The organism is Microcoleus sp. Aus8_D2 (assembly GCF_036702665.1).
In the GTDB taxonomy this organism is placed as follows: domain Bacteria; phylum Cyanobacteriota; class Cyanobacteriia; order Cyanobacteriales; family Microcoleaceae; genus Microcoleus.
Genome location: NZ_JAUBUN010000020.1, coordinates 99,926 through 125,361 on the forward strand (window position 1 = coordinate 99,926; position 25,436 = coordinate 125,361).

Consider the following 25,436-nt stretch of genomic DNA (forward strand, 5'->3'; position numbering starts at 1 on the left):
TATTAGTTATTAGTTATTAGTTATTCGTTAGTTGTTATTCGTTATTATTGAATTTTAACAACAACCAACAACCAACAATTAACAACCAACAACTAACTCATCCCCAAGGCCAAATGCCCAATTTTCCATGCCCAATTCCCAATTCCCAACTCCCATTTAAGTTATGAATAGCTGCATTTTAATGGCGGAAATAATTCAACAACCGCAACTCCGTTATACTTCGGAAAATCAAGTTCCAATCGCTGAGATGCTGGTGCAGTTTCCCGGCCCAAAACCTGAAGATCCGCCGGAACATTTAAAGGTGATAGGATGGGGCAATTTAGCTCAAGAAATTCACGACAAATATCACGAGGGCGATCGCGTGATTATTGAAGGGCGGCTGGGTATGAATACGATCGACAGAGATGGTATGAAAGAAAAGCGCGCTGAACTGACAGCTCAAAGAATTTACACTCTCGGCGCTGATGCGATGAGCGCTGCACCCGCAGCTAGAACCGCCCCCGAACCCGCTCAAATTCGCGATACCGCCCCGGCTAATGTGCCGAGCAATGTGGTTCCCATGAGTTCCCGAGGTCGCAGTTCTAACAGCGCTCCAGCCCCTGCTAACCGCCCGTCTAGTTCGGATTGGAACTCGCATCAGTCTTCTGAGTCCGATCGCAAGTCAGGTTCCTCTAACGAAGCTGACAATCCCGATTACGATCCGATTCCGTTTTAAGATAAGACGGCGAATAGAATTCGCGTCTACACAGGCAAAACCCGCCTCCGCGGGTTGAAAAACCAAAGGTTAAATTTACGTTCTTTTCTTCAGTCTGCGGAGGCAGACTTCGTTTTTGTAAACCTGGTTTCAACCGCCGTCTTCGTTTTTGTAAACCTGGTTTCAACCGCCGTCTTCGTTTTTGTAAACCTGGTTTCAACCGCCGTCTGCATCTACCGATCGCACTATTTCCACCCCAAAAACGCGAGCAAACTCAGCGACAACGATCGATCGCACTCGATCGACCTCAATTCCCGGTATAAATTGCTCTAAACTGCCAACGGGTCGATCGGGAATCCCGCAAGGTACAATTTGCCCAAAACCTGCCAGATCCGGGCAAACATTGAGAGCAAAACCGTGCATCGTAATCCAGCGACTGACTTTAATCCCGATCGCGCCTACCTTGCACCCATCCACCCACACCCCAGTCATTCCGGGCACCCGCGCACCCTCGAGCCCCAATACTTCCAGCACCCGCAACAGCACTTCCTCCAACTGCCGCAAATACCAGTGCAAATCCTGCTGGTGGCGGCGCAAATTTAAAATCGGATAGCCCACCAACTGGCCCGGACAATGGTAAGTCACCTCGCCGCCCCGCTCAACTCTGTGCAATTCCGCATGAGTTTGGCTCGGGTCAAACTTCAGAAATTCCAACTTCGATCCCAGCCCCAAAGTATAAACCGGCGGATGTTCCAGCAAAATCAGCACATCCGGCAAATCTGGATTGTCGCGACGCTCTTGGACGAGTTGTTGCTGGATTTCCCAAGCTTGGGAGTAGGGCACAAGTCCCCAATCGAGGAGCAAGCACGGTTCAGGGATCAGAGGTTTATGGCTGAGAGGGGAAAGCATGAAAAAAATCAAGAGTGTTTTTACGGAACATTGGCGCAGTTAAAATCAAGAATTGTCAACAGATAAAAAAAGATTTGTAAGATGAGTGTTTTCTAGAATACATGGTGCTATTGTATAAACTATACCCACGTTACAGAAGGGAGGGAGCTCTATGAAGCTTGTTATCCAGGGTAAAAATATAGAAATCACCGATGCGATTCGCGAGTACGTAAATCAAAAGGTGGAAAAGGCAGTCAGCCATTTTCAAACTTTGACTACGGAAGTGGACATTCATCTATCGGTGGCTCGTAACCCCAGGATCAATCCTAAGCAGACTGCTGAGGTGACTATCTATGCTAACGGCAGCGTGATTCGGGCTGAAGAAAGCACGGAAAGCCTTTATGCCAGCATCGATTTGGTCGCCGACAAGATAGCTCGTCAACTGCGGAAATTTAAGGAAAAACGCCACGACAATAAGACCCAGAGTAGTGTCAAAACGGTTACGGCAGTTGAAGAACATCCTGTAGTAGCAGATTTGATTGGCGATCGAACTCCCGAACTACCAGCCGAGGTAGTGCGAACTAAATATTTTGCCATGCCTCCAATGACTGTGCAAGAAGCTTTGGAACAATTGCAGGTTATCGATCACGATTTCTATATGTTCCGCAATGCGGAAACAGGCGAAATTAACGTGCTCTACGAACGCAAGACTCACGGCGGCTATGGAGTTATCCAACCACGCAACGGCAACGGTAACGGTAACGGGCATAGCAAAAATGGCAAAACTGCCGAAAGCGCTGCACCTGAAAAATCTAGTGTTGGAAAAATCTAGATAATTGTTAATTGTTAATGGCTGCAAGTCGTTAGCAAAAAAAAGGACTAAAGTCCTGACTACAAACGTATTGTTCGTAGTAAGGACTTTAGTCCTTTCTTGGTTTTTTATAGCAGCAATTCAGGACTGAAATCCTCACTACAAACAATAGGATGAACAATTATGCTATTGGAGTTAAGACAATTGAGCATTCAACCGGGTCAGCAATTACTGGTTGAGGATGTGAGTTGGCAACAATTTGAAAGTATTTTAGCGGAATTGGGAGAACGTCGTGCTTCCCGACTTTCCTATAGTAACAGACGGTTAGAAATTATGGTTCCTCTACCCGAACATGAAAAAGCCAAGGAAATTATTGGCGATATGGTAAAAATTTTGTTGGAAGCACGACAAATACCATTTGAGTCCTTGGGTTCGACAACTTTAAAAAACGAACGCATGAGTCAGGCTGTGGAACCGGATAACTGTTTTTACATTCAAAATCAAGCAGCGGTTATCGGTAAGAATCGCCTCGATATGAGTGTCGATCCGCCGCCAGACTTAGCTATAGAAATCGATCTCACCTCTCGCACGCAGTTGGATAATTATCAAATTCTCGGAGTACCTGAACTTTGGCGGTACGCGCGACGAGGGCTACAAATTAATGTCTTGGAAGCAGAACAATATATTGAGTCTGATGTGAGTCCTACTTTTCCCAATATCCCGATTGTTGAACTGGTGAATCAATACGCTCACCAGAGTCAAGTTGCTGGGAGAACCCAGGCTATTCAAGCTTTGAGAAATTGGGTTCGGGAAAATCTATAACTTGGAATCGTAGGGTGCGTCGCCATCGAAAACTCCCGAAAGCGCGATCGACTTTTCGAGCAGCGACGCACCGGATCAGCGATATCTCGCGGCTAAATCTCTGGCTGCTTGTCGGTGTTTTTCCACCAAACTCGGCGGCGAAAGCACTTGCGCGCTATCCATATGCTTGTTCACCCACAGGCTAAATTCGTTGAGCGAGCGATCGGGCAAATCGATCCAATAATCAACATACAGCAGGTTGCCAGAACTATCTCGCGGCCCTTCCTTAATCTTTTGTCGCGGATGTCGGCGATCGCCCTCAAGAATAAATCCTACTACTTTCTCAAAAAATCGCACCTTCACTTTTTGCAACTTCAGCGTACCCTCCAATTCAGCCTGCTGTTGCTCTGGTTTACCCAAGTACAGCCCCCAACCATTTTTTAACAACTTTTGAGCTATTTTCAAGTTTTGTTCCTGTGCGGCTAAACCGCGCCCTTCTCGATCGATAATTTCGCAGTGGTCACTAAAGCGGTTGACTCGTTCTACGGTCAAATGCCCGCTGTCGCAATCTTGGCAAATCAGGTACCAGGCGATGTCGTGATAAATCAGTTGCAGGGGCCAAATTCGCCGGAAGCCAGTATGGCTTTTGCCGTAATAGTTGCTTTGACGGTAAAGTTCGATCGCCTGTCCCCGCACGATTGCTGTTTCAACGAGTTCTAATTTGTGAAATAGCGTATGCTGATTGTTTTGGCGATCGATCATTTCGACAGGATCGGTGTAGATAATAGCACGATTCAGGTGTTGTCGAACCGGATAAAACAATTCGCCTTTGAGTTCGATATCCAATCCGCGCAACAGTTTTGTTAGTTTTTCGTAAATTCGGCGCACTTGGGCATTTCCCTGATGCTTTGCTTGGGATGCGAGTGCTTGAAATGCTACTTGCAATTCTTCGCGAGTCATTGCACCGGTGCCGAGATAGTAGCCGGATCGATACATTCTTTTATCCAGTATTCCGTAGTTACGCAAGGTTTCTAAGTCTTTGCGGATTGTGGGAGTTGCGGGATAGTTTTCGGGAAATTCGATGCCGGAGGCGGCAGCTATTTTCTGCAATTGCGATCGGACTTCTAGTAAAGCATCGCGATATTTGCCGTCCGATGTTTCGGTGTCGCTGTATCCGATGCCGGGATGGTTTACTAATGTGGCAATTAGCAGCATTATGCGATCGAACGTCAGTTTGTCGGCGTAGGGGTGAGGGGTTGGGTTTTTTGCCATGAGGTGGGCTGTGGGTAAGTTGCGGAAAAATCAAGTAAAAGACAATATTGACATAAGAATATAGAATTGCCTGAAAACTACTATTTACAAACCTTTAGACTTTGAAACAATTTTGATAAATATTGTGAAATTGTAGAAATGCAACCAGCTCTGCTGGTACAGTAAGTTCAGTCGGACTCAAGCAGTTGGCTACTCGGGACACAGCAGCACTTCGGTGGGTATGGCCCGCCTGACAAATTGAATCTATGTCTGAATACACTGCGATTAGTTTTGCCCCCGTGCAAGGCTTTATCGAGAAATCCCGCAAACTCCGAGATTTGTTTGGGGCTTCTCTGATTTTGTCTTATCTGAGTTCTAAACTTGTGGAAAAGGCAGAGTGCCTTGGCTTCGAGGTCATTTCTCCAGGACTTCCTAATGTTAAAGAAGGAATGCCAAACCGAATCCTAGTTAGAGGCGACAAGGTGTTCGATCGAGATACTGTACGGAAAACTCTCTTAGATGAGTGGCAAAAAGTGTTGGAGGTTTGCCGAACATGGGTAGAACAGAACGTACCGGCTGAAAAGTATCATTGGTCACAGACAGATGAGCAGAAAGGGCGACAAAAAGGCGAATGGGAACGCTGGGGCAGTTATACCTGGGAAGTATTTTGGGGGACTGGTAAAAAACCTGATGAAGCAATGCGGGATTTAGAACGCCGCAAGCTGAAGCGGGATTGGACAGCTATTAATTGGATTGGTGAGAGTTCAAGTTTGACTGGGACGGATGCGATCGCGTGGCATCAATTAGGTAAACCATTGAGCAAAGGAGATCAACCAGGGCGATCGCTCACTCCCAAAGAAACACAAGAACAGAAAGATTTTTATCAGCGGTTATCCCAAGCTTTAGAAACTTCTATTGATGGTCAATTTGAAGGTAAATTTCTCGACTCAAGTGAGAAGCTGAGTATTCCTGAGTTAGTAAAACGGTTAGTAACTCGCTATGACGATATTGGAGAACATTTAGCTAAGGAGTTTTACATTAAAAGTTTCTCGGAAATGGTTAGATTACCTCAACCAAATCAACCAGGGCATTGGACGGGTTGGTTTATGGGAGATGGCGATGAAGTTGGTAAGAAACTAAAAGAGCTTGTCAAAGATTCTAATGATACAAAACCGCTTAGAGACTTCAGTGACAAAATGCGGAAGTGGGGTATAGATTTCAAACATGATTTTCCCCGTGAATTAGGGCGAGTTGTTTATGCCGGCGGTGATGATTTTTTGGGAGTCATTTACAGCAAAAATCCAAAATCACCGATATCTACTTCAGTAGCACTCAAGTGGTTAATGGGATTGAACAAACAGTGGAATCAGCATGGACAAGATATTACGGTAAGCGTTGGTTTTGTTTGGGCTGGACACAGTGTACCGCAACGCGATATTTTGCAGCACTGTCGGGAAGCACAGAAACGGGCAAAAAGCTTGGGGCGAAAGAGAGTCACGATTCGGGTGGTGTTCAATAGCGGTCAGTCTGTGCAGTGGACTTGTCCTTGGGATTACTTGGATATTTTGACGAAATATCGCGATCGGGATGGTAAGACTTACCCTGAATGGGAATGTCGAGGTCAAGATTCAAAGTATTTACCAAATTGGACTCATATTTACAATGATTGGGCGGAACTGAAAGCGCGTCATGCTATTCATCTCGTTGAAACTGACAAGCTGAAAATTGATGATTACCTCGCCATTAATTTTCTAAACTACTACTTTGACAATGCCGCTGAAAACATTAGTAAAAATCCACCTCGTGAGCGTTGGAATTACATCGCAGGAGATAACAACCCTCTAACAGTAGTACAGTGGATTGATGATTTAATTCAAGTAGGATGGCAGCTATGTTCCAACACCTAATTACTGTTTCACCTTTGGGATTGATGTATGGCAGTGCCGGAGCATTTCTATCACCAGAGAACTTAGTAGGGCGAGCCGGTGCGAAATTCCCACCTGATGCTGCCACTCTATCAGGATTGTTTTTTAGCACAAATCATACAACACAACAAAGTATCGCCAAGCATGATGAATTAACTCAACATTTGTATGTCGCAGGACCATTCTGGGCAGAGCGGGATAAGCCTGAAACTTTTTACGTGCCTATGCCGAGACATCGAATCATTTCACTTGAGAAACAAGATGAAGATGAATGGTTTGTAGACGAAAAGCAGCACTGGCAACGTAATGCAGATCCAAAGAAGAAAGATATTGAACCAGACTGTTCTTGGATAAGTATTAATGCCTGGGAACGTTCAACTTCTGCGATACGCAAGAACAAAGAAGCCCGGAAAGTGCCTTGGGAATATGTTTCATTTCTCCATCCCAAAATGAAAGATGATGAGCGTCATGTAATGGATCAAGACGGATTGTTCCTAGAGAATGCTGTTCAAATGGACGAAGACTATTGTTTAGTCTACCTATCAACCTATGCACTACCAGACGGCTGGTATCGTTTTGGTGGAGAAGGACACATGGTCGAGATTGCTAATCATCCCCTGACACCAGATAGCACCATCAATCAGTTACTTCATCCAGATAATAAAATTAAACACGCTTGTGCGCTCATTACTCCAGGGCTTTGGGGTTCTAATAAATTGTCCTACCGCTATCCCAAACATGATGAGTTTCCTAGATGTGGACTGAAAATGCTGACGGATAAAGCCGTACCCTATCGCTATCGTATGGGAAACCAAAAAACTGAGCAGGGGCGGCGAGGGCAAGGAGGACAGTTAGGTAGAGGGCGATACGCAGTTCCAGTAGGTAGTGTGTATGTGTTTAAGAAAGCTTTGGATAAGACTTGGTGGGAGTTTCCAGGTGCTTGGTTTGAAGCAGGATTACTCAAAAAAGAAGACTCGCTACCACAAAAATCATTGTTAAAGAAAGTGGGTTGTGGGTTGTGTTTACCCGTGAAAATTCAAGGAGTGGCGTAATGTATCACAAGGGCTATGGCATTATTGAAACTTTGGCTCCATTGCACGTAGGTGCTACAGCCGGAGAGGAAAGCGGTAATTTGAATCTGATTTTCCGCGATCAGTTTACCAAGACAGGCATTATTCCTGGTAGTTCTCTGCGAGGTCGCTTTCGCTCAGAGATGCGTCCCAAACGTCAAATGTGGCTGGAGAAAACGCTAATGGCTCTGAAAATAAATATTCCAGAGCCATCGGAACGAGAAATAGTTGAGGTTCTAGATAATGGTCAGGAGAAGCGCTTATCTAGACTCAATTGGTTAGAGAAAAAAGCTAAAGAATTAAAGGTTGAACCTCCAAAAAAAATTGATGAAAACTTTTGGTATGGTACTTCAGCAGATTCGGAACTTTCAGATTCGACGACTGAAGCAATCATCAAGTTTGAATATGCTTCGTTGTTATGGATACCTGTTTTTTGTCCAGGACAACCGATTGTTTGGGTTAGCAGTCCTAAACTTCTGAAACGCTATCAACGCATTGCGGGGGAATTCGTGACTCTTAAGGATGGGACAAAGCTTAAAGACCTCAAGTCATCTTTTATTGACAATCTCAAATACACAGGTTCTGAAACTGTAAAACCTCTAAATATTGACACGAAAAAGAAGCTATTTTTCAATTTCGGCTTTTTGGAGTTAACAAAAGGGAAAACAGATTTGTCTGCGTGGTTTCCCCTTGGTGAAGAATTGCCGGCGGTTGTAGTTGCAGACGATGAAATTGGCATGATTCACGATATGGCACTTTATCGTCAGAGCCGAGTGCGGTTGAAAGATGATGAAAAGCGCGTTGATGGAGGTGGTTTATTCAATACCGAAGCTTTACCGGAAGGCACGATTATGGTGTTCCCTATTGCCATCCGCAATACTTCAATTAAACCCTGGCAACCATTCGATAAAGAGAGTGAAACTAATGAGCTATATCTGGGTGGTTTGGAGTCGATTGGGTTTGGCAATTGTGAAATCACATTGAAGAATATTGTACCCAATAAAACTGAACAATAGGAGGTAAAATCATGAGTTTAAAACCTTATATAATCGATCGGCTTGCCCACGATTTAGTGCTAAAGTTCCGTGATAAAAAGGATGTCTTAGGTGAAAGCCATAAAATGCGGATGGCGACTGCCTATGGGCTAGAAAGATTTTGGGGAGAACATTTGCGCCTGGAGCGAGAAAGCAAGGATAAGGATAAAGCTCTGTTCTGGAAAGAAACCTGGACAACCCTTTGCACAATCATGAAGGATGCAGGCATCACTATTCCTAACGATCTGGTTCAACCGAATGATACTGCTGCTATTAAAACAATGGCAAATAAACTTTGGGATTTTGACATTGAGCAACGCAAAATAGCACTATCAGTCCTTACAGAACTTTGCGACAGCATGGTTTGGTGGACACAGCGTTATAAGAAACCGAGAAATGGAGACAAGAAACCTAAAAACGGAGTAGGAGGTTTGACAGATGCCAGATAGTGATGATATTCCACTGATGTTTCAGGCTCAAGTAAGCGGGCGATCGCAAATTCAGAAAATAGAAGATTTGAGAAGAACGGGGCGATCGCAACAACAAGCCTATGACTGGGTAGATCAATGGCAGAAAGGTTGTGATGCCGGTGATGCACCGGTTTTTGACAAGTCCATCCAGACGAGAGAATACACTTTCACCTGGCGCATGGTGACGAATAGCGGACAGGATGGAGGAGTAATTCGTCCAGTTATTGGAGAAAGAGGATGGGCATATTTTCCAGGTTCCAGTATGAAAGGAGCTTTCCGCAGGGCTTGCACGTCTCAAGCAGAAAGGTTGAGGTACTGTGGCAGTCAACATAACGATGTTGAACTGCATCCTGGGATTCTCCGATTTCATGGTGGTTATCCTCAAAATGTTGAATGGTTAGATAGTTCCCTGGTAGATGTAGTTCATCCCCAAGAAGATTGGCAGGTTAAGGATGGATCGAGTCATAGCGCCTTAGTTCAAATTTCGCTTTATGAGCCAACATTAATTTTTGGCATCTCCTGTACAACAATTCCAGAAAACGATCCTGAATGGACTCGTATTTGGGAAATTTGGCAAATTGCATTAGAACGGGGAATTGGCTCTAGAGTTAGTGCTGGATACGGTCAAATCAAAACACACAAAAAGAACAGGCTTTTGACTATTGGCTTACAAGGACAGGGGTTAACCTCTAAACGAATTAATAATGTAGGAGAATTTCGTCCTAATATCTTTAAAGCTGCTTTACGCGGTCATACACGCCGATTGTTTAGTGGCATAACTGATGATGTAACAGCAGAACGCTTGACGAAACAATTTTGGGGTGGGTTTGAAGGTGAAAATTCAATTATTGGCTTGCTCGGTATAGCATTCACTGCGCCAGATTTATTTGAGGATATTTATAAATATCAGGGCAATAGGAATCAGATCGAAATGCCTGTTTATGACACAGGCAACTCTTCTCTTCATCTTTTAATGATGCAAAAAAAGATGTCAGAGGAGAATCGCAAGACTTTAGGTTTTTGGACAACACAACTTGTCAAGTTTGCGATGCTGTTGGGTGGGTTTGGTAAGTCTTGGCGGAGAGTCGATCACCGATTATTTTCTCATTCTACGGAATTTCCACGCTATTTAACCAATTCTCAGAGGCAAAACATTAACCCGATGATTGGCTGTCATTGGCAATTCGCCGAATCATCTATTTCGCGCTATATTCCTGTTCAAACACTAGAAGACATTACTAAATTTTTGGATGATTTATATCGAATCACAAAAACAATTGTAGTGAGGAAAGATTTAGACTTTTTGAAAAAAAGTAGGTATCCCATTAATCCACCTAGCGATAATATTCGGGAAGCATGGCGAAAAGGAAATGTAGAAGTTTGGGGACGGATTGCTAAAAATGCAGGTGATTGCCATGCGATCGCCTGGTTTCATCGAGCTTATCAAGGTGAAAATTCGATCAAAGCATCCGAACTCACAGGTTGGTCAAGCAATAATGATCGCGAACCTAAAACGCAAATCGGGCGGATTTGGCATCGTATGTATCCCCGTTATCGAAAAGAAGGCGAGGAACTTATTGATCGGGGAGAGTACGTTGAACTGCTGACTATTTTTCCTAATCGATCGGGCAAAGAAGAAGAAGTCGAAAAAACTGTAAACTTTCTCAAGTTTCTTAAAGATTCTAGCGATTTTATCCAACTTTGGTAAGAGAGGCAAACATGAATATTTGGATAGTTACAACAGGCAGTAGCGATGTACAGTTAAAAACTGATGAGTATTGGAGCGATTGGTATGAGCGATCGAGCGTGAAACAGAATTGTTACAGATTACCATTCAAGCCAATACAGATTATTGAAGATAGTGACGAACCTTATCGCGTTGGATCTAGAGTATTAGGCAGAGTTTATAAAGAACAACCAGAGGAAGTTTGGGAGTATTTGGAGTTTCCATTACTGCATCAGTTTACTACCCAATTACAAATTGATAAAATTGATAAAATTATTCTTCTAGTGACAGATCAAACAATTTTTTTTAATGAAGAAAGGAGAGAAGAACGCAGGTGTGCTTATTGGCAAGATACCTGTGAACTACAGCCGATTATTGAACGCTATTTTAAGGAACAGGAAGAGTTTCGTGATGTTGAACTGATTCCTATAGTTCTATCTCCTGGGGAAAATACACCAGGTTTAGATGACTGGAATCATGTGCTAAAAATTGTTCGTATTAAATTTAGTGAAATTCTAACTGAAGCTAAAGTAGTATATGTCAGCCATCAAGCAGGGACTCCGGCGATTTCTTCGGCAGTTCAATTTATGAGTCTAGCCAGATTTGGGGAAAGAGTTCAGTTTCTGGTTAGTAATGAGTACGAGAATAAGCCACTCGATCCGATAGACAGTTCTGAGTATCTCCGGGGAATCCAGGTGCAGCAGGCGAAGGGATTAATTAAATCTGGCACTCCCGGTGCAGCCTTGCAACTTTTGGAACTAGAGGGAATCAAGGCAGACATAGATAATAAGGCAATTGAAGACCTAGAAAAACTCGTCGATTTTTTCAATCTCAATCGTTCTCTAGCTGCTGGAGCGAGTGAATTTGATATTGAACCTGCGACTCAGCGGATTGTTGATGCGGTTACTCTTATTGAAAAGTTATTTGAGCAAGAGAATTATCTTCAAGGGATAGCGCTACTTGCTTCGGCTCAAGAGACTTTTCTCAAATGTGCTATCAAAAATGAGATTAAGGGTCGAAAAGTTTCCTTGTCTATTGATGGAACGAGTCAGGATTTCAAAGCCGATGATTTAATAAAATGGATGAGGGAAGGCTTGAAATTTATTACCAATAACGAATTGGAATCACGCTGGTCAGTATCTGGTTCTACCAAAAAAGAAATAAGTCGAGCAATCAATAATCTCAAACGAGAGACTTTAAATGAATTGCAATTCCCTGTAGACGATGAAAGATTCATAGGAAAATATAGCGGAGATCCGAACACAATAGAAAAAAATGAATTTTTGCTTAAATGGCTGTGCAAACTCAGGATAGATTTTAATCCTTGGCAATTATTGCAAGGGTCATGTATTGACAAAAATGAAGATGGAAAATACGAAGATGATATCCGAAATAAACTGATGCACAACTTGCAAGGAGTCAAAAAAGAGGAAGTGGTTAAGTATTTATTAGGAAATCGAGACAGCCCCAATACTGAGGTTATAGACGCTTATAACACTCACGTAAAACCTCAATTTCTTGAAGCTATTCATCTTTGTGGTCTTCCGTTTACTGAACAGAAATTAGCTGAGAGATTGCAAGATGTTGCTGATGCTATTAGCGTTAAATCCTCCTAGCTTATGAATCACTGGGCTTCAAGTGATGGTGAAAGTACATAAGAAATTGAAAAAAGCGATCGCCCAATCCGAACACACCCCCTAACCCCAATCTGGCAAAACAGGAAGGGCGATCGCCCGCTACGAACTCCAAACCTAAACCAAAGCCCCCAATCCCCCCCAAAAACAGCCAAGAAACCGGGTTTTTCACCCAATCTACGCCTTGTAATCCAGCATTCTCGCAAAAAACCCGGTTTCTGACCGCCCGTGCGTCCAGGGCGCACCAAGCATTTTCCCACACAAAACGTAAAAACATATGTACACTACCTCCCGCGCCGCCAACCTCCGCAACCTGTCCATCGCCCTTGTCAACGGCACCATCACCCTGATCGTCCTCCTCATCGCACCCCTCGGATTGGCTGCGGTGATTGCTAACACGTTCCTCGTGACAGCAGCTACTTTTTTGACTGCGACTACGGCAGACCAAATCACTCGCTACCTGCAACCTTCGCGCACTCAAGCGATCGCAAATCCCTTAGATTCTGGCGCGCGATCGTCCCAGATTGTTGAGGGCGATTCCCAAAATTTACAACAAAAATAATGTGGTTTCTCTTGACCCAAATTCCGTAGGGGCGGGTTCACCAACAACCTTTGATACTAACAAATAATCTCAATAAACCCGCCCCCACACAACAGATAACCTGCATCAACCTTACCGTTGATTAGCTGCGAAAAATATAGGTGGGGATTGTTTGTTGGGTGGGGGCGGGTTTACAAATTCTTTCTCTGCGACAGAGATGGTTGGTGAACCCGCCCCTACGATAATTCTGGCAATAGTTTATTGGGTGGGGGCGGGTTTACTAACCAAAGAAACCGGGTTTTTCACGATTTTTTCGTGCTGTGACGAGCATTTTCGCAAAAACCCGGTTTCTGGCTACCCAAAGATTGGCTTATGCGTACTGTATATGTTTCGCAACCGGGCTGTTATGTTTCCTTGCACCGAGAAATGCTGGTAATCAAAAAAGGGGAGGTTATTCTCGGTGAAGTTCAGCTTCCTTTGCTCGAACAAGTTCTGATTTTTGGTCAATCTCAAGTCACAACTCAAGCTATTAGAACTTGTCTGTGGCGGAATATTCCGATCGCCTATCTTTCGCGGATGGGTTACTGTTACGGCCGGATTCTTCCCATCGAGCGCGGCTACCGGCAACTCTCTCGCTACCAGCAACAGCTTGGTTTTGTGGAGCGCTTGCAAGTGGCACAGCGCATCGTGCAAGCTAAGCTGAAAAATAGCCGGGTTATCCTGCAACGACAGCAGCGCCGACAAGCTTCTGAGGTGATTGCTTTTGCGATTCAGTGTTTGGAACATTTAATCAAAAAAGCGGGGGAAGCTGAAACTATTGAGCGGTTGATGGGGTTGGAAGGTGCTGGTGCTGCTCAGTATTTCTCGGCTTTTGAAGAGTGTTTGAACCATCCTGATTTTGTGTTTGTAAGTAGATCGCGCCGCCCTCCGGGAAATCCGGTGAATGCTATGCTGAGTTTTGGGTATCAGGTTTTGTGGAATCATTTGTTGAGTTTGATCGAACTCCAAGGTTTAGATCCTTATTCGGCTTGTTTGCATCAGGGGACGGATCGCCATGCGGCTTTGGCGTCGGATTTGATTGAGGAGTTTCGCGCGCCAATTATTGATAGTTTGGTTCTTTATCTTGTGAATAACGGCATGATGAAAGCTGACGAAGATTTTGTTTACTGCAATAGTGGCTGTTTTCTCAATAATTGCGGGCGGCACAAATTTTTGACTGCTTTTGTGCGGCGGATGGAAGAGAATTTTACTAATAATTCTGGCGACAGTCAACCTAAATGGGATTTGCTAAATCAACAGGTGAAAGAATTTAAGCACTTTGCGTACAATCCCATTCAGCTTTATCAACCTTATCAAATTCGTTAGATCGTGCTGTTTTATATCGTGGTCTATGATATTCCTGTTGACAAGCGGCGGCAAAAAGTGCATGACTTGCTGAAAGGTTACGGCAAGTGGGTTCAATATTCTACCTTTGAATGCGTGTTGCCAACTGCCAAGTTTCAAGAATTGCAGCAGCGACTGGGCAAGTTGGTGAAGCTGGATGAGGACAGCATTAGGTTTTATCCTCTGTCGGGGCATACTTTGGGTAATGTTGAGACTTGGGGGGTGGGCCCGGCTGTAACGGAGTTGCCGGGGTCGGTCATTTTCTAATATTACTCGCGAGGGATGGAGCAAATGGCTGTGATGACGTTCGTTCGTCGGAGCCTTCGATGTCTTGCCCTGTAAAGGTTTCAGTGTTTTTCCAGGTGGGTTTGGATTGGGTTTGTGCAGACTTGTTTGGGAGTCCTCGCAAAGGGCCTCTAGACGGCTTGCACTGTATGGGGTGTATAATGGAGGTCTCCCCACTCGCTGGGGAAACTAATTGAATGGAAAGCGGATGTTCATAATCAATTTCACGAATTATTTTTTCTCCCCACTCGCTGGGGAAACTAATTGAATGGAAACATTTTGTGCAGCAACTTTACCTGGAGCAAAAACTGGATCAAACTCCCCACTCGCTGGGGAAACTAATTGAATGGAAACAAAAGAACTGGTATTTTCTCCTTTACTGATTTTTCTCCCCACTCGCTGGGGAAACTAATTGAATGGAAACCTAACATTGTATTTTCTGAGATATATTCCTCAATCAACTCCCCACTCGCTGGGGAAACTAATTGAATGGAAACTTTTCATAATCTCCAGTGTGGATTAAAATGTCACATGAACTCCCCACTCGCTGGGGAAACTAATTGAATGGAAACATGGTGAAAGCTGACAGTTGCTTTTTGCCCACTCTTCAACTCCCCACTCGCTGGGGAAACTAATTGAATGGAAACGTTAATAGAACTTGTGTCAATCAACAACCTGTATTTTTCTCCCCACTCGCTGGGGAAACTAATTGAATGGAAACCTCATTTCCTCTAAGGTCATGAACATATCAGGGCTTATCTCCCCACTCGCTGGGGAAACTAATTGAATGGAAACATCTTTCCGATTTTGACTTTCGAGGATATTTTCAACAGCAGTCTCCCCACTCGCTGGGGAAACTAATTGAATGGAAACTCCTTCTGAGTTACGTAACTCTACTTTTAACTTCTCAGATAACTCCCCACTCGCTGGGGAAACTAATTGAATGGAAACCAATTTCTCTTTCATACTGTTCGATATTTTCAACCTTACTCCCCACTCGCTGGGGAAACTAATTGAATGGAAACTAATTTTTCTGGTTCTTGGTGCAATTTGTTCTAGCTGATTCTCCCCACTCGCTGGGGAAACTAATTGAATGGAAACGTTGTAAATTTGAGACAGTGCGAATGGAAAATTAACTCCCCACTCGCTGGGGAAACTAATTGAATGGAAACTTGGAAGAGATTTATACCTTTTAAGTATTCACCTCCCCACTCGCTGGGGAAACTAATTGAATGGAAACGGCATTACTTATAATATTTCTCTAAGACTTTATTGATTTTTTCTCCCCACTCGCTGGGGAAACTAATTGAATGGAAACGCATTAGAAGACTAAACATGTTGAAGAAGTAGTGACTAAAGCCTCCCCACTCGCTGGGGAAACTAATTGAATGGAAACATAAAATTTTCGTCGAGAACTGTCTGGCTTAATTCAGCTCCCCACTCGCTGGGGAAACTAATTGAATGGAAACTATCTAGATTGATATTCAGGGATACCTTGATACCGTAAGCTCTCCCCACTCGCTGGGGAAACTAATTGAATGGAAACTTTTCCTTAATATCCTTCATTTCTCTAAAGACCCACTCCTCTCCCCACTCGCTGGGGAAACTAATTGAATGGAAACGCTTGTATATTGATTTTGATGAACATGCTCTTATTACCTCCCCACTCGCTGGGGAAACTAATTGAATGGAAACATCAGTAAGGGTTGCTGGCAATGGATTTGAATGCTCTCCCCACTCGCTGGGGAAACTAATTGAATGGAAACCTGGAATGAAGAACTAGACAGCAATACAAAACAAATTAACTCCCCACTCGCTGGGGAAACTAATTGAATGGAAACTTGACGATGACGCAGTTGTCGATCAGCGCTTTGAACTTCTCCCCACTCGCGGGGGAAACTAATTGAATGGAAACTTGTAACTTGTTTCTTGCGCCTCCAGCAACGAGATAGGAATTCTCCCCACTCGCTGGGGAAACTAATTGAATGGAAACTTGTAAAGGGGCGGTTGCAACAAAAAAAAGGAGCTCCCCACTCGCTGGGGAAACTAATTGAATGGAAACGTTGTTGTATTTTGCTATAAATTTAGCAATTTCTATGGCCTCCCCACTCGCTGGGGAAACTAATTGAATGGAAACTTGATGTCAGGAATATAACTTCTACCATTAGGAGCGTTTACAAGTCCCCACTCGCTGGGGAAACTAATTGAATGGAAACTTGAATTTCCCGGCTGCCTGATTTGCCCAAAGTCTATTTACTCCCCACTCGCTGGGGAAACTAATTGAATGGAAACTTTCTTCTCCAACTAATTTTTTCAACTTTTCAACTAACCCTCTCCCCACTCGCTGGGGAAACTAATTGAATGGAAATCCTTTCTGATAGGTTGATTTGTAGCTGATAAGATTTTCTGGCACTCCCCACTCGCTGGGGAAACTAATTGAATGGAAACTGTGGAACGGGCATCTTGCCCGTTCCTAACTCTTACAGAAAAACTCCCCACTCGCTGGGGAAACTAATTGAATGGAAACGCGCTCACAAAACCCATGTTTACGTGGTCGGAAAGTTGGCTCCCCACTCGCTGGGGAAACTAATTGAATGGAAACGCTTCTATGTTCCCGGCTTTTGATTCGAGCAAGATATTCTCCCCACTCGCTGGGAAACTAATTGAATGGAAACACTCATTCCATATAAATTATCTATCATTGGCACAACTCCCGGCCGGACACGGCAGTGCCGTTTCCCTACAGATGAGACGCTCTAATTTCGGTAGTAGCAATATTTTTGATAATTGGTATAACGCTCTGGCGACTTACGCATTCCTGTCAAAGAAACCGGGTTTTTTAGCTTATCTGCGGGTTCCAGCGAAGAATTTTCGTAAAAAACCCGGTTTCTGGCCACCATCTGCAATCTAACTTTTGATAGCTTCCAAAGTCTTCAGCGCTTCCGCAACGTGAGCCTTAAAATCCAACATCGAGTCAAAAATATGCTTGACAACACCTTGTTTGTCAATGACATAAGTTACTCTACCCGGCATAATCCACAGCGTAGCCGGCACGCCGTACAACTGCCGAACTTTATTGCCCGTATCGCTCAACAAAGTAAAAGGTAACTGATATTTCGAGGCAAATTTGTCGTGAGACTGCTGCGAATCATCGCTAATCCCAATTACTTCTGCACCCGCGTCTTTGAAAACTTCATAACTATCTCGAAAAGCGCAAGCTTGGGTGGTGCATCCCGGTGTATCGTCTTTCGGGTAAAAATAGACAATGACATTTTTTTGACCTCGAAAGTCCTTGAGGCTGACTGACGCGCCAGTTTGCGACGTTAAGGTAAAATCCGGTGCGGTATCTCCTACTTTGACTGCCATATTTGTTTAACCCTGTTTGCTGGACATTTTCATTTTTGTTATTGTACAATTTTTTATGGAAAACCGGGCGATTTAAACCCCGTTTATACAAGCAAAACCCGATAAGGCCGGGCGGTTGAAACCGCGTCTATACAAGCAAAACCCGCATTGCCAAGGGTTGAAGAGTGGGCGGTGAAAATCATGTTATTTTATTCCGTCGGCGTCCGGCGGACATCGTTTGTGTAGACGCGGTTTCAACCGCCGTCTTCTTCTCTGACATCGTTTGTATAAACCTGGTTTCAACCGCCGTCTTGCTTCGACAAAATCAAATTGAGCACGTTCAACTCATTAGAACTCAAAAGGTACTTATCTGTAAACATCTTTTCCCGACTTTGCTCTAAACTGTAGCTTCTAAACACGATAAACGGGAATTCGCGATACTTGTGCCCGATCGGCATTACACTGTCTATCGGATACATTTCTCGCACGCAAGCCGACAGAATATCCCGAAACCGCCTGTCTTCCGGTTCCTCCAGCCTGCTGTCAGCAAAATACTCCTGCATCTCGTCGCCGCTGACAAAAGCAAACAGCGGTATGGCATAATAGCGATCGAACTGCTGGCTCTGCTGCTCGAAATACTGAGTTTTCTCCACATCGGCGTTGAGAAACTGCAAAAGCTCGATCGCACCGCCCCTAATCGCCGATTTTACATTATCAGGAGAAGATTTACTATGGGCGATCGCCTGCATTTTTTCCAGCAACTGATTGTCTACACATTTCCTAATTTCTCGATGCAGTCCCATCTGGTATGTTTCCAGCAAACTTTGAGCCGCCACAGGAACTATCAACAAACCGCCACAAACATGACCAATCTCTAGATTACCATAACCCAGCAAACCATCAAGAGGATTGCACATCTGTAAAAACTTGCGATTAAAATCCTCCCGCATTTCCAGATAAGAATTGCCCTTTTCGCTAGACTCATCAGAATTTGTCAAAACAAACTCCCCACAGCTCAAAAGCTGCTCCAATCCCTCATAAACCTCCTTTAGCGACATATTTCCTCGGTGGCGGCGGTGTTCGCTTTTCAATATTTTAATCAAATCCGCTATCTTGCTGCTAAAAGTATCGCCCACAGCCGAAACCGACTTACCACCAATCGGAATCATCAAAAACTTTTCCCTACCCAAATATCCATATCCCACAATCCGCGTCATCACCGCAGTCTTCAGAATAAGCAGCAAATTCAACAAACTCAACTTGCTTTCCTGTAGCGAAAGTTCCGCATCGTCAGCATAGTAAACCGCCGTATCCGACAAGTAAAAAACCAACTCCTTAGCTTCACCATCCAGCGTATTACCATCATCATCTTCCCCGCGCCCCCGATAAATAACTTGTATCACTTCCATCAGATTTTTCTCAATCTGAAAGCGGGGAATATCCACTAAAATATGCTTCGTTTTCGGGAATGACAAGCCGCGACTTCCCGATGCAGTCATGAAAACTACCTTAACCTGATTTTTGCACTTGTGTATTTGCTCCTTTTCCTCTTCCGAGATATTCGCGTGGACTTCCAGATAATCGGTATAGCGCTTAAATTCTCGTTGCTTTTGAATTTTCTCAATCAATTCACCCAATCTTTGTTTGTCCTGAATGTAGACTATAATTTGTGCGACGCCCGGTACAGTCAACCGCTGATTGATATCTGCAATTATTTGAGATTGTACTGAATTCACTAAATCATTCTGCGGCTTCAAACAATTATCTTCTTGATACTTGACTGCTTCTATAAAAACTTTATAAGTTATCTCTAAACTGCTAGCAGGATAAGAATTTGTATTGATCGCTTTAGCAGCTAACCGTTTAAATTCAAAAGGAATAACTTGTAAAGGCGGGATTTCCTCGTTTTTTTTGGGCAGCTTTTTGAAATAAATCTTATCCGGTTCCGGCGAGGTATCGTTGAGGTGTTGTTTGATTACATCCGGGTCAACAATCGAAGCATCCGCTACAATAATTTTAGTATTAAAACCGTGTTTTGGGTCGTGCAACTCATATTTATTAAGCAGCCTACCAATTCCATGCAAAAACTCAACACCCCCGTCGTCTCCCGTTATTTCATCAATCATAATGAAAATGTGTTCGATGCGGCTGGATATTTCTTGCATTTTAGAGTCAATGACTCTTTTGTCCCGCTTATTGTAAGCATCTTGAAATATTTTTTCTAAATGTTGGAGCGTATTTTTTCCAGTTTCCTTCACCTTCAAAGACTGAATAGAAACGGTAGCCACGATATTGTTTGATTCTTGGGAGTTGATGCGGGCATATATTGCTTCGCAGACGCTACTTAGCACTCCGTTCTTTTTGCCAACTTTAGGCTTAATTACGGTTTCTCCTTTCCTTTCAAGTTGCGGCTTGTGAGATTTGTTTCGCTGTGTTTCCTCGCCGGCGTTGATAAAGTGGACATTTTTTTGTGTAAAATTTGTGGGATAATTATTGGCGACATAATTCACCGTACAGTTTCCAGAATTGCCGTCGATAATATCGGAACTTGAATTAATGCAGAATAAGCGATTGTTGCACAACAAACCAGTGTTTTTCTCTCGGAATTTCTCGATGATATCTAAGTTGACTTGCTTGCGGGGACTGACGTAAAGGAAGAGAAAGCCGTCGTTGATATGGTTTTTGAGGAAATTTGCGATCGCAGTAGTTTTCCCAATTCCCGGATTTCCAGTCAAAAACACGTAAGTTTCCTCAGATTCCAGTGCTTTCACAATCAATTGGGCGTGAGCGTCTCTCAGGTGCAGTCCGCGAGAAATTTGCAAATCATCTGCCAGCCGATCTGATATAATATCAATGGAATTGACAAAGTTATCGATCCGCTCTGTATGACACACAGGTGTAGATTTTTTGCCAATCCCCAACAAATCGCTGACAAACTTTTGGCCGTTTTGAAAACTGCGAGCTGCGTTGAGTTGGATCGCATCTAAAACTTCGCCCCGAGCAGCGTTAATCTCTTTACCTTTCGATTCCTGCTGGTAAATTTTGGCACAAGTCGCCAGGATATCCATTTGATCGCGGCGGAGGGAAATTGCGTTGATTGTGCGATCGCTATAACCGACAACATTCAACAACACCTCAGCATCAGCAGGAATCATCTTAGTTGTTTGCAAAAAACCGTAGAAGCTGTGAGCGTAGCTACCAGCCTGAATCAACTTAGCGCTTTCCTTATCCTTATACTTAAAAGCCGTAAAATAGCGTTTCAAATCCTCCGAAAAATCCACACCTAACGTGCTAGTATCAATTCGCAAATTAGAAAAAACACTTTTCGATCGCAAATAGCTAATTTCTCTGAGCAAAGACTTCCGCATCACCTCTATTTCGTTGAGATTCTCGACTTTTCCCGCAGCCAACGGGGGAGCAAACACCGACAAATCAACGCACAGAATCCTAAAATCTCTACCATTCTGTAGCAAAATCAGCGTATCAGCCTGCAAAAACTCGCCTTTTTCCTTGTAGCGGCGGATGTACGAGTTAATCTCATCATCTGATAAACTAGGTTTTACCGTTTTAAACTGAGATAATACCTCTTTAAACCCTGCTTTTTCATCCTTATTATAGGTTCTAATACTGTTAGCATCGCTAAAACTGCACTGACAGTACAAAATTTTCACTAAATTTAAAGTCCACCCCGTAGATTTGATGTACTCCCGCAAAAAATTCAACCCACCCAAAAAGCCTTTTTGAACAAAAAACAAGCTCCATTTTTCCACAATTTTAGCATCCAAACTACCCAGCAAATTAGCTTCTCTGGTAATTTCTGCCATCATCTTGGGTAATTGGAGTTTCTGCAAATCTAGACGGTAGGAATCACCGAAATTGTGAGCTAGATTTTCTCGCTGAATATATGCCAAAATCCCAATATTAAAGCCAACCTCAAACAGCCGTCCAAAATCTTCACCAATCATAAATTGTACCTCCCTCATCCACATTCAAGACTTCTCTTACCTTGTTCAAAAAAGCCAGGGAATTAAAATCGGCGCTACCGCCACAATGACTGAATACAGACAAAGCGCCAACTGATTCATCGCCAATAATCCGCTCGTAGGGGTCTAGCTTAAAACTAATATTTTTATTCCGAGCTTCATACCGATAAAAATGAAATATTGTTAGATAATGCAGCAAAGTGTTTTTGATTTCACCATCATAAATCAAACCTTCACGAATATCTCTATCGTCCAGAATACCTTGATAGATATTCAACAGCGTCGAGTAAGAAATCACGCCGTTATAAAAATTCTTTTCCTCCTTTACTTTAATTCCGTTAAACAAGTTAAAAAACATCACAGCTTGCTGGCTGGTATCTGCAAACAAGTTTTCAAGTTCCATTGCATCCTGAATGTAAAAAGATTTTCCCTTATCGCCTAGGAAACTGCGGACATAGTATTTGTCAAAAAATATCGGATAAATTTTGATATCCCGCCGCTCTCCTTTCAAAGTTCGCAGCAGTTTTTTTGACATGAAAGACAACTCCTCATCTTCCTCTGTCTTAGTAATGTGCAGCCTGCTCATGTAAGGTGCTTGGGAGATATACGCAAAATTCCGATATCCTTGCTGGTAAAGCTGGCTCATTGCATCTTCAAGGATTAACGGCTCCGAATAAAGACGGCTGACATTGTAATTTTCCGAAAAAGTTTTCAGCATTTCGACTTGAATTGTGCAGTCGTCTAGGCGATTGATTCCCACAACTTCTCCGATCAAGCTGGCTTGTCTTTGGAAGCGGTTTTGATTGCTTCGTTTCGCATCACTATCTCGACTGGAAACGACAATAATTGCTAACTTGTCTAACTCGGGAGCCAGCCGCACATTTTCGAAGCGAAATTTTTTAGGAAGGATCGAATACAGGGAACTCAAGCCGTTACGAATAGTGTAACCATTGGGAGTTTTTCTAATCCGAAATCCTTGAGAATTTGAGCGTTGTTTTTCACTCAAAATATGAGACAATGTTTTGGAAAGGTTGGCCATAAACTTTTCTGAGGGCGAAGGGTGATTGTGGTCGCCTTCGTGAAGTCTCACCATCGGAATAAACAAGTTATCCGCAGTATTTTCCAGCAATATCCTCAGGCAGATATAAGACAACAGCACCATGGTAAACTTATAGATAAAAGTTGCCGCAAGTTGCAAACCTTTATCACCGCTGTCAAGTCGTCTGTCGTCGTAGGGAAACACAACTAATTTGGTCTGAAAATGCTGGTCGTAGATGTCTCTAGAGCGAGGGGCTTTAGGTGCAGAAAGTACAGGCAAAATATCAACATCTTTGATATTGTATTCCATGCTGAAATTTTGGCGTTCATCAGTCGGGAAATACCGGACATCCTCAATGCTGATATTCACTGGTAGCTGACAAATAGATTTTTCATCGACACTAGGTTCTTTGACGGTAATATAGTGGAGCGTTTGCTTGTAATTTCGCTCCATAATCTCATTGAAAAATTTACCCGTATTCAAAATATTGTCAATATCTTCTACCAAACCTAGTTGGAGGTTAACGTGTCGCGTTTCTGTGCGGTTTGGCAAAATAGTCTGCCTGTCCAGAAAGGCTCTCATCATTCTTCTCAGATGCGTAATTTTGTGTTTTATATTAAACTGATTAAACCCTTTAATGAAATTGCGAAAAAGCTCTTTTTTGGCTTCATCGCTAGAACTTTGCAAAATTGGTAATACTCTTTGCTCAAATATCGCTCTAGGCTGATGAGTTAGTTCTGATTCCGGGTCGTAATTTGGTGCTAGTGGATTGCTGCGGGAAGCAAACACAAAATAGTAAAGTAATGCTAATTTTAACAGTTTGCGGACGAAAGTTTCCGGATTAGACTCCTCATCAAATTCTGCCTGATGTTCTTCACTATCGGGATTTAGCAGATTTAAATGATATTCAAATACGTCCTTTCCGCCGCGCGCTTGAACTGAGTTATCAAATTTGATTTTGAGGCCAAAGATAAACTTGCGCTCGTTATGAGAATTATCTGTACTTTCTCCCAAGTAACCTGATACAATGGGAATAATTGGCAGTGCATCTAAAACTTCGGCTCTGGCAAAGAGTTCTCTGTAATTAACTCGAATCCCAGCATAATTAACCTCGTAATCGCCGTCGGATTTATTGGGATCGTTGATGTAATCTTCTATTAATCTGAGGCGGCGAATCAAGTCTTCTAAATAGATGATGCCAACAGTATCTGTGCAGCTAGCGCGGATGTGTTCTAGCAGATACTCTAAATAAGTAATTTTAGCTTCTTTGTTGATTTTCCCAAGAGTTTCTTTGTCTACCAGCCGAATCAATTTGTGAAAATCTGAGTCGGGATTGTTAACCATCTCATCAAGACGATGGTTGAGAACTTGTTTGTCTTCGCTAGTCTCGGCATTTTCATTGATGTAGTTTTCTAAGCCTTGCTTCAGCTCTTGTTCAAAAATATTAGTATTTCGGACGGTGACGGTCAATTTATGCAGTTTTAAAGCTGCACTGCTACCAGAACCCAGGCTTTGCAAAGTTAGCTTTTCTTTTTCTAAAGAAGGGTGGCGAGTGCTAAAATCGTATTTGAAGCCTAACTGTTGCCCGTTGCCCCGAAAAGAGGGTGAATCTAAGGGACTAATCAAACTAGCGACAAACCCTTCAATAGAAGTATTTGGGGGCAATTTAGATTCTATTTGCTGGCGCAAATACTGTTTTATTTGCCTGACTTGAGTGCCAAAATGCTGTTCAACTTCCGCTGGAAAATTAACACTAGCAGAATCTGCTTGACGTTCCAAAGATCCCAAGGGTGTACGCACTTGCTTTTTGGCAACATCCGCAGCGATATCATCTATGTCGATGAGCATACGGCTGTTGTCTTCGGATATTTTAAAGGGGTTTTTCGCCTGCAAAGTTGCTAAAATCTTGTCCAGCAAATCACCACAGTCTACTGGAACTAAATCGCTGTCGTCCAATCTTAAGATGTTCACCCTGTTAACTCCTTTAAAAAGCTTGAATCCACTCTTTAATGTCGTATTCTGTCCAAACTTGATTTACCCAATAAGGATCGGTTTCAACTAATTCTCGCACTTGGGTTTCGTCTGCGGCTTCGTAAATTGCGAAAACTTTGGTTAAGTCTTTGGTGGGGCCGATGGTAATTAATACTCCGGATTCTTTTTGTTTGGCTAGTCCGGCTAGGTGCGCGTCTCGAAAGGGTGCGCGTTTTTCGAGAACGTCTTGGCAGTAGCTTCCCCACATTACATATTTGGTCACGGTTTTGAGCCTTGGATTAATTTGTTTGAGGTTTATTGTACAATAATATTAGCAGGATTTGATGATTTTTTTTTGATAAGATTGGTGAACCGCCGAAGGCGCAGAGAGTGCGGAGGGAGAGAAACTCTTTGTCGCCAATTTAGGACTCGTTTGGCGGCAGAAACCGGGTTTCTCTGAATATCTTGGTTGGTGGCGGTAATTGTTGGTAGAAACCCGGTTTCTTAGTCTTTGTCGCCAATTTAGGACTCGTTTGGCGGCAGAAACCGGGTTTCTCTGAATATCTTGGTTGGTGGCGGTAATTG

Annotated in this window: 20 protein-coding genes and 1 CRISPR repeat array; of the genes, 12 read left to right on the plus strand and 8 right to left on the minus strand. The window is 43.2% G+C overall.

Translation table 11 applies throughout. The features are described from left to right. Positions 1–163: 163 nt before the first annotated feature. Entirely contained in the window at positions 164–715 is a 552-nt protein-coding gene (locus QUB64_RS17500) for a single-stranded DNA-binding protein (RefSeq protein WP_333272097.1), read from the plus strand. A gap of 195 nt (positions 716–910) precedes the next feature. Here the strand turns inward: QUB64_RS17500 and lipB are convergent, their stop codons facing one another. Beyond that, positions 911–1,603, minus strand: coding sequence for a lipoyl(octanoyl) transferase LipB (lipB, locus tag QUB64_RS17505; protein ID WP_333272101.1), 693 nt, complete (start codon positions 1,601–1,603; stop codon positions 911–913). A gap of 151 nt (positions 1,604–1,754) precedes the next feature. On the opposite strand from lipB, the gene hpf reads away from it, so the two are divergent. Beyond that, positions 1,755–2,414, plus strand: a complete 660-nt coding sequence (gene hpf / locus QUB64_RS17510) for a ribosome hibernation-promoting factor, HPF/YfiA family (protein ID WP_333272103.1) — start codon at positions 1,755–1,757, stop codon at positions 2,412–2,414. 162 nt (positions 2,415–2,576) lie between these two features. Next, positions 2,577–3,215 (plus strand): Uma2 family endonuclease, encoded by a 639-nt coding sequence (locus QUB64_RS17515; RefSeq protein ID WP_333272105.1) that lies wholly within the window; start codon positions 2,577–2,579, stop codon positions 3,213–3,215. Positions 3,216–3,290: 75 nt separating this feature from the next. Here QUB64_RS17515 and QUB64_RS17520 read toward each other — a convergent pair whose 3' ends face one another. Continuing rightward, entirely contained in the window at positions 3,291–4,466 is a 1,176-nt protein-coding gene (locus QUB64_RS17520; protein WP_333272108.1) for a helix-turn-helix transcriptional regulator, read from the minus strand. 245 nt (positions 4,467–4,711) lie between these two features. On the opposite strand from QUB64_RS17520, the gene QUB64_RS17525 reads away from it, so the two are divergent. The 6 genes from QUB64_RS17525 to QUB64_RS17550 are packed head-to-tail and all read left to right on the plus strand — an operon-like array spanning position 4,712 to position 12,286. After that, positions 4,712–6,352 (plus strand): Cas10/Cmr2 second palm domain-containing protein, encoded by a 1,641-nt coding sequence (locus QUB64_RS17525; RefSeq protein ID WP_333272110.1) that lies wholly within the window; start codon positions 4,712–4,714, stop codon positions 6,350–6,352. Continuing rightward, complete coding sequence (locus QUB64_RS17530; RefSeq protein WP_333272113.1) at positions 6,328–7,422, plus strand: type III-B CRISPR module-associated Cmr3 family protein; 1,095 nt, start codon at positions 6,328–6,330, stop codon at positions 7,420–7,422. The genes QUB64_RS17525 and QUB64_RS17530 overlap by 25 nt, the downstream gene beginning before the upstream one ends. Then, positions 7,422–8,456 carry an RAMP superfamily CRISPR-associated protein gene (locus QUB64_RS17535; protein ID WP_333272179.1) on the plus strand — a complete coding sequence of 345 codons (1,035 nt, stop codon included), beginning with the start codon at positions 7,422–7,424 and terminating at the stop codon, positions 8,454–8,456. The genes QUB64_RS17530 and QUB64_RS17535 overlap by 1 nt, the downstream gene beginning before the upstream one ends. Positions 8,457–8,467: 11 nt before the next feature. Continuing rightward, positions 8,468–8,923 (plus strand): hypothetical protein, encoded by a 456-nt coding sequence (locus tag QUB64_RS17540; RefSeq protein WP_333272117.1) that lies wholly within the window; start codon positions 8,468–8,470, stop codon positions 8,921–8,923. Continuing rightward, the gene (locus QUB64_RS17545) at positions 8,913–10,652 is read left to right on the plus strand and encodes a hypothetical protein (RefSeq protein WP_333272120.1); all 1,740 of its coding nucleotides are present in this window, start codon (positions 8,913–8,915) and stop codon (positions 10,650–10,652) included. The genes QUB64_RS17540 and QUB64_RS17545 overlap by 11 nt, the downstream gene beginning before the upstream one ends. 11 nt (positions 10,653–10,663) lie before the next feature. After that, a complete protein-coding gene (locus tag QUB64_RS17550; protein ID WP_333272121.1) occupies positions 10,664–12,286 on the plus strand; it encodes a hypothetical protein in 1,623 nt (540 codons plus the stop codon). Between the two features lies 1 nt (position 12,287). Here QUB64_RS17550 and QUB64_RS17555 read toward each other — a convergent pair whose 3' ends face one another. Continuing rightward, positions 12,288–12,581 carry a hypothetical protein gene (locus QUB64_RS17555; RefSeq protein ID WP_333272123.1) on the minus strand — a complete coding sequence of 98 codons (294 nt, stop codon included), beginning with the start codon at positions 12,579–12,581 and terminating at the stop codon, positions 12,288–12,290. On the opposite strand from QUB64_RS17555, the gene csx18 reads away from it, so the two are divergent. The 3 genes from csx18 to cas2 all read left to right on the plus strand — a co-directional run bounded on the left by csx18 (position 12,582) and on the right by cas2 (position 14,495). Then, the gene (gene csx18 / locus QUB64_RS17560) at positions 12,582–12,866 is read left to right on the plus strand and encodes a CRISPR-associated protein Csx18 (protein WP_333272126.1); all 285 of its coding nucleotides are present in this window, start codon (positions 12,582–12,584) and stop codon (positions 12,864–12,866) included. 351 nt (positions 12,867–13,217) lie between these two features. Next, entirely contained in the window at positions 13,218–14,210 is a 993-nt protein-coding gene (cas1, locus tag QUB64_RS17565; protein ID WP_333272129.1) for a CRISPR-associated endonuclease Cas1, read from the plus strand. Between the two features lie 3 nt (positions 14,211–14,213). Then, positions 14,214–14,495, plus strand: a complete 282-nt coding sequence (gene cas2 / locus QUB64_RS17570; protein ID WP_333272132.1) for a CRISPR-associated endonuclease Cas2 — start codon at positions 14,214–14,216, stop codon at positions 14,493–14,495. 187 nt (positions 14,496–14,682) lie between these two features. Next, positions 14,683–17,115: direct repeats of the CRISPR family, unit length 36 nt; unit sequence CTCCCCACTCGCTGGGGAAACTAATTGAATGGAAAC. A 305-nt stretch (positions 17,116–17,420) separates the two neighbouring features. Here cas2 and QUB64_RS17575 read toward each other — a convergent pair. The 5 genes from QUB64_RS17575 to QUB64_RS17595 all read right to left on the minus strand — a co-directional run. Continuing rightward, positions 17,421–17,879 (minus strand): peroxiredoxin, encoded by a 459-nt coding sequence (locus QUB64_RS17575; protein WP_333272135.1) that lies wholly within the window; start codon positions 17,877–17,879, stop codon positions 17,421–17,423. Between the two features lie 278 nt (positions 17,880–18,157). Next, on the minus strand, positions 18,158–21,823 hold the full coding sequence (locus QUB64_RS17580) for a helicase-related protein (RefSeq protein ID WP_333272138.1): 3,666 nt from the start codon (positions 21,821–21,823) through the stop codon (positions 18,158–18,160). Beyond that, a complete protein-coding gene (locus tag QUB64_RS17585) occupies positions 21,813–24,851 on the minus strand; it encodes a hypothetical protein (protein ID WP_333272141.1) in 3,039 nt (1,012 codons plus the stop codon). Before QUB64_RS17585 ends, QUB64_RS17580 begins: the two co-directional genes overlap by 11 nt. 13 nt (positions 24,852–24,864) lie before the next feature. Next, a complete protein-coding gene (locus QUB64_RS17590; protein ID WP_333272143.1) occupies positions 24,865–25,134 on the minus strand; it encodes a YciI family protein in 270 nt (89 codons plus the stop codon). A gap of 48 nt (positions 25,135–25,182) precedes the next feature. Then, positions 25,183–25,436, minus strand: a 254-nt coding sequence (locus QUB64_RS17595) for a hypothetical protein (RefSeq protein WP_333272146.1), incomplete at its 5' end; no start/stop codon positions are given.